Source organism: Mycobacterium sp. DHQP2018-32-09, from assembly GCF_058148405.1.
Map to the genome: position 1 here is coordinate 1 of NZ_JBYVYK010000096.1, position 6,086 is coordinate 6,086.

The 6,086-nt window shown below is 69.6% G+C and carries 4 protein-coding genes; 2 read left to right on the forward strand and 2 right to left on the reverse strand.

Annotated elements, in window-relative coordinates; all coding sequences use genetic code 11:
- Both AC30CM_RS26610 and AC30CM_RS26615 read right to left on the reverse strand, forming a co-directional pair.
- Window positions 1-2,782: UPF0182 family protein (locus tag AC30CM_RS26610; RefSeq protein WP_490119917.1), on the reverse strand; the 2,782-nt coding region annotated here is incomplete at its 3' end.
- 125 nt (window positions 2,783-2,907) lie between these two features.
- On the reverse strand, window positions 2,908-3,930 hold the full coding sequence (locus AC30CM_RS26615; protein WP_490119914.1) for a YlbL family protein: 1,023 nt from the start codon (window positions 3,928-3,930) through the stop codon (window positions 2,908-2,910).
- A 134-nt stretch (window positions 3,931-4,064) separates the two neighbouring features.
- Between AC30CM_RS26615 and AC30CM_RS26620 the strand changes: the two genes are divergently transcribed.
- Entirely contained in the window at window positions 4,065-5,453 is a 1,389-nt protein-coding gene (locus tag AC30CM_RS26620) for a zinc-dependent metalloprotease (protein WP_490119915.1), read from the forward strand.
- Window positions 5,454-5,489: 36 nt separating this feature from the next.
- The coding region (locus AC30CM_RS26625) for a cyclodehydratase (protein ID WP_490119916.1) at window positions 5,490-6,086 on the forward strand (597 nt) is incomplete at its 3' end.

Sequence of the window (6,086 nt, forward strand, 5' to 3'; positions counted from 1 at the left end):
GGACGGTCCCCGTCGCGGGCTGTGCGGCCGGCGGGGAGCCGCCGGCCGGTTGGCCCGCCGCGGGTGCGGGGCCCGTCGCCGTGACACCGGCACCGGGGCCGAAGATCTCGTCGAGCGCGTCGCGCACCGTGGGGCCGTAGCCGACCTTGTCGTTGTACATCATCGCCACGCGGATGAGGCGCGGGTACGACGACGCGGCGTCGCTGGTGCCCGGCGAGGCGTAGATGGGCGCCACGTACAGCAGCCCGCCGTCGCTCACCGGCAGCGTGAGCAGGTTGCCCCACCGGATGCGGTTCTGGTTGTCGCGGCCGATGACGCCGAGGTCCTGGCTGACCGCCGTGTCGGTGCTGATCGCGTTGAACGCCAGCTTGGGACCGTTGACCTGACCGGGGATGGTGAGCACCGTGATCTTGCCGTAGGTGGCCGGGTCGGAGCTGGCGCTGATGTAGGCCGCCAGGAAGTCACGCCGGAACCGGTTCATCGCGCTGGTCAACTGGAACGACGACGAATTGTCGTTCTGCGCAATGTCCTTGGCGACGATGTAGTAGGGCGGCTGATAGCTGCTGGCCGTGGGGTTCGGATCCAGCGGCACGTCCCAGAAGTCCGAGGTCGAGAAGAAGGTGATCGGGTCCTCGACGTGGTACTTGGCCAGCAGCGCGCGCTGCACCTTGAACATGTCCTCGGGGTAGCGCAGGTGCTGCTGCAGTTCCGGGGTGATGTCCGCCTTCGGCTTCACCGTGCCCGGGAACACCTTCATCCACGCCTTGAGCACCGGATCGTTCTCGTCCTGCGCGTACAGCGTGACGGTGCCGTCGTACGCGTCGACGGTGGCCTTGACCGAGTTGCGGATGTAGGACACCTGCTTGTCGGGTGCGAGGCGGTTCAACGCCACCTCGTTGGAGTCGGCCGTCGCCGACGACAGCGACGTCAGCTCCGAGTACGGGTAGTTGTCCAGCGTGGTGTAGCCGTCGATGATCCACACGATGCGCTTGTTCACGATCGCGGGATACACGCCGTTGTCGGTGGTGAGCCACGGCGCCACCGCCTGCACGCGGGCCGCGGGGTCGCGGTTGAACAGGATCTTGCTGTTGTCGCCGATGACGTTCGAGAACAGGAAGTTCCGCTCGGCGAACTTGGCGGCGAACACGCTGCGCGCCAACCAGTTGCCCACCGGGACGCCACCCGTGCCGGTGTAGGTGTAGTTCTTGGTCTCGACGTTGGTCTCGACGTCGTACTCACGGTCGTCGCCGTTCTTGCCGACGATCGCGTAGTCCTCGGCGGTGTTGGCGATCACCGGGCCGTAGTAGATGCGGGGCTGATCCAGCGGCGCGGGCCCGGGCGAGACGGTCTCGCCGTTGGCGCCGACCACGCTGGCCAGGAACTCCGGGTAACCGCCGTTCTGGTTGGGGTCGTTGGCGATGCCGCGCACCGTGTTGGCGGGCGAGGCGATGAACCCGTTGCCGTGGGTGTACACCGTGTGCCGGTTGATCCAGTCGCGCTGGTTGTCGATCAGCCGGTCGGGGTTAAGTTCGCGTGCGGCGACCACGAAGTCGCGCAGGTTCCCGTCGGGCCCGTTGTACCGGTCGATGGCCAGCTGGTCCGGGAAGAAGTAGAAGTTCTTGCCCTGCTGGAACTGCGTGAACGCCGGGCTGACGATCGTGGGATCCAGCACGCGGATGTTCGACGTCGTGGCGCGGTCGGAGGCCACCTGCTGCGCGTTGACCGCGGCGTTGCCGCTGTAGTCGCGGTAGGTCACCGTGTCCGGGGTGAGCCCGTAGGCCTGCCGCGTCGCGGCGATGCTGCGGCTGATGTACTCGGATTCCTTCTGCGCCGCATTGGGCTTGACGCTGAACTGCTCGACGATCATCGGCCAGCCCGCGCCGATGACGAGCGACGACAGCAGCAGCAGCACGACGCCGATGGCCGGGATGCGCAGGTCCCGCAGGAAGATCGCCGAGAACACCGCCACCGCACAGATGACGGCGATGGCCAGCATGATGAGCTTGGCGGGCAGCACGGCGTTGATGTCGGTGTAACCCGCACCGGTGAACGGCTTTCCGCCGCGGGTGTGGCTGAGCAGCTCGTAGCGGTCCAGCCAGTAGGCGAACGCCTTGAGCAGGATCAGGGTGCCGCCCAGCGAGATCAGTTGGATGCGTGCCGACTTGCTCACCGCGCCGGCACGGCCGGCCAGCCGGATGCCGCCGAACAAGTAGTGCCCCAGCAGGTTCGCGATGAACGCCAGGAACACCGCGACGAACAGGTAGCTCAGCACCAGCCGGTAGAACGGCAGGTCGAACGCGTAGAAGCCGAGGTCGAGGCCGAACTGCGGATCCGTGACGCCGAAGGAGTCACCGTTGAGGAACAGCTGCACGCGCACCCAGTAGGTCTGCGCCACGATGCCGGCGAGGATGCCGACGAACGCCGGGATGCCGACGGTGAACAGCCGCATGCGCGCCATCACCGCGGTGCGGTAGCGCGCGACCGGATCGTTGGGCCCCGCGGCGGGGACGAACACCGGGCGCGTGCGGTAGGCCAGCGTCAACGCCGCCCACATCACCACGCCGATCAACAGCGCGGCCACCAGGAACACCACGGCGCGGGTGACCAGCACCGTGGTGAACACCGAGCGGTAACCCAGTTCGCCGAACCACAGCCAGTTGACGTAGGTGTCGACGAGGCGCGGCCCCAGCAACAGCAACAGGACGACCACCAGGGCGATGGCGACCAGGATCCGGTTCCGTCGCGTCAGCTTCGGCATTCGTGCCGTCGGGCGCATCCCCACTGGTTCCACTCCACTCTTGGTGACCGTTCGACATGGCCCCGCGGACGGATCACGCCCGCGCGGCGTGTCACAACTCTACGTGTCGGGTGGTTGAGGAGTTTCTCAGCATCGCGACGCACGCGACGTCAGCAGCCCGGCGCCTGACCTCCGGCGACGTAGGTCTTGAGCGACTCCACGGTCTGCGACAGCGTGTCGGCCTTGATGAGGGTCAGGCCGTCGTCGTCGGCGGTCTTGGCCTCCGCGCAGTTGTCCGCGGGCACCAGGAACACCGTCGCGCCGGCCTCCTGAGCCGCCGTCATCTTGTGGGTGATGCCGCCGATGGGACCGACCTTGCCGTCGTCGGAGATGGTGCCGGTGCCCGCGACGAACTTCCCGCCGTTGAGGTCGCCGGTGGTGAGCTTGTCGACCACGGCCAGGCTGAACATCAGACCGGCCGACGGGCCGCCGATGTTCGCCAGGTTGAAGTCGATGGTGAAGTCGGCCCACGGCGCGTTCTGCACGCTGACGCCCAGGAACCCGTAGTCGCGGTCCGGGTTGTCCCCCAGCGTGATGGTCGTCGTCCCCAGCTCCCCGCCCTTGCGGCGGTAGTCGATGGTGATCTGCTGACCGGGCTTGGTGGCCTTGAGCAGCGACGTGAACTCCTCGACGTTGGCGACGGGCTTGTCGTTCACCATGTCGATCGCATCGCCGTCGCGCAGCTTGCCCGCCGACGGGCCCGGGTCGCTGACCGACGCCACCGTGACGGCCTGCGGGTACTTCAGATACGACAGCGCGGCGTACTCCGCGTTGTCCTCGGAACTCTTGAAGTCGGCGGTGTTGGCCTCGTCGATCTCGTCGCGCGACTTGTCCGGCGGGTACACCAGCGCGCGGGGCACCAGCTGGTCACGCCCGGACATCCACAGCGCGAGCGCCTGCCCCAGCGTGATCCCGTCGCTCTGGCTGACCGTCGTCATGTTGAGGTGCCCCGTCGTCGGGTGCACGTCGGCACCCTCGATGTCGACGACCTGCTTGCCGTCGACCTCGCCGAGCGTGTTGAACGTGGGGCCCGGCCCCAACGCCACGAAGGGGACCGTGACCGCCGACAGCAGCACGCCGAACGCCACGATGGGCACCAGCGCCACCAGCAGGGTCAGAATCCGCCTGTTCACACCGCCAATCACGCCGACCACAGTAAGGCTCTGCGCAACCGATCCCCCGGTCACCGGGTTCGCCGCACCGTCGGTTCACTCTCGGCGTGACCCGCGCGGCCACGCCGCGGCACGCCGGTGGGTACGGTTGAAGCATGGCTGACCTGCCCTTCGGCTTCTCCGCCGGCGATCCCGGAGACGACCCCGACAAATCCAAGAAAGACCCGTCCGGTCCCCAGGACCCGTTCGGGTTCGGTGGCGCGGGCGGGTTCAACCCCGCCGATCTCGGCCAGATCTTCACCAAGCTCGGCGAGATGTTCAGCGGCGCCGGCGGTGCGATGGCCGGCGGCGCGCAGTCCGGCCCGGTGAACTACGACCTGGCGCGTCAGCTGGCGTCCAGCTCGATCGGGTTCGTCAAGCCCATCCCGGAACAGACCACCACGGCCATCGCCGACGCGGTCCGGCTGGCCGAGACCTGGCTCGACGGCGTGACGCCGCTGCCCGCGGGCACCACCCGCGCCGTCGCCTGGACACCCACCGACTGGGTGGACCACACCATCGACACCTGGAAGCGGTTGTGCGACCCGGTGGCCCGGCAGATGTCCGACGTGTGGGCATCCACGCTGCCCGAGGAGGCCAAGGCCATGGCGGGCCCGCTGATGGCGATGATGTCGCAGATGGGCGGCATGGCGTTCGGGTCGCAGCTGGGCCAGGCGCTGGGCACGCTGTCCAAGGAGGTGCTGACGTCCACCGACATCGGCCTGCCGTTGGGCCCCAAGGGCGTCGCCGCGCTCATGCCGGACGCCATCGAGGCCCTCGGGGAGGGTCTCGAACAGCCCCGCAGTGAACTCGTCACCTTCCTGGCCGCCAGGGAGGCCGCCCACCACCGGCTGTTCTCGCACGTGCCGTGGCTGTCGAGCCAGCTGCTCAACGCCGTCGAGGCGTTCGCCAAGGGCATGAAGGTCGACTCCAGCGGCATCGAGGAGTTGGCCCGCGGCATCGACCCGGCCGCGCTGGCCGATCCCTCCAAGCTCGAAGAGCTGCTCAGCCAGGGCATGTTCGAACCCAAGGCCACCCCCGAGCAGACGGCGGCCCTCGAGCGGCTCGAGACGCTGCTGGCGCTCATCGAGGGCTGGGTGCAGACGGTCGTCACCGCCGCCCTCGGCGACCGCATCCCCGGCACCACCGCGCTGTCGGAGACCTTGCGCCGCCGTCGCGCCACCGGCGGCCCCGCCGAGCAGACGTTCGCGACGCTCGTCGGCCTCGAACTGCGGCCCCGCAAGCTGCGCGAGGCCGCGACGCTGTGGGAGCGGCTCACCGACGCCGTCGGCGCCGACGCCCGCGACGCCGTGTGGCAGCACCCGGACCTGCTGCCGGTGGCCGCCGACCTCGACGAGCCCGCCGCGTTCATCGACCGCGTCATCGCCGGTGACACCAGCGGCGGCGACGACGCCTTCGAACAGGCCATCGCCGACCTCACCAAGGACGTCGGGACCGCCGACGACGGCGACCAGCCGGGCGGGGACGCCGCGCCCAAGAGCTGACGTCGGGCCCCCCGCGGCCATGGTTGAGTCGAAGGCGTGGTGAAGTACGCCCTCGATGCCGCGATGCCGGTGCTGATGCGGCCCGACGACACCGTCCAGGTGGGCTGGGACCCGCGCCGCGCCGTCGTGGTGCGCCCGCCGACCGGCCTGTCGGCGACGGCGCTGGCCGACGTGCTGGAGACGCTGCGCGTGCCCATGACGCCCGCCGACGTCGCGGCGCTGGCGTGCAACCGCGGCGCCCACCGACCCGACGAGGTGCACGAACTGGTCGCCGCGCTGACCCGCGCCGGGGTCGTCGCCGCCGTCACCACGCCCCTGCGGACCGCCGCGGTGCGCGTGCACGGGCGCGGACCGCTCTCGGACCTGCTGGCCTCGGCACTGCGCTGCTCGGGCACGCGGGTCAAACGCACCAGCCTCAACCACGCGGGCATCGGCGCCACCCGCACCGACCTGGTAGTGCTGACCGACTTCCTGGCCACCGACCCGCAGGTCCGCCGGGACCTGCACGACGCCGGCGTCGCGCACCTGCCGGTGCGACTGCGCGACGGCGCCGGGCTGGTCGGGCCGCTGGTCGTACCCGGCCGCACCAGCTGCCTCCAGTGCGCCGACCTGCACCGCGCCGACCGCGACGCC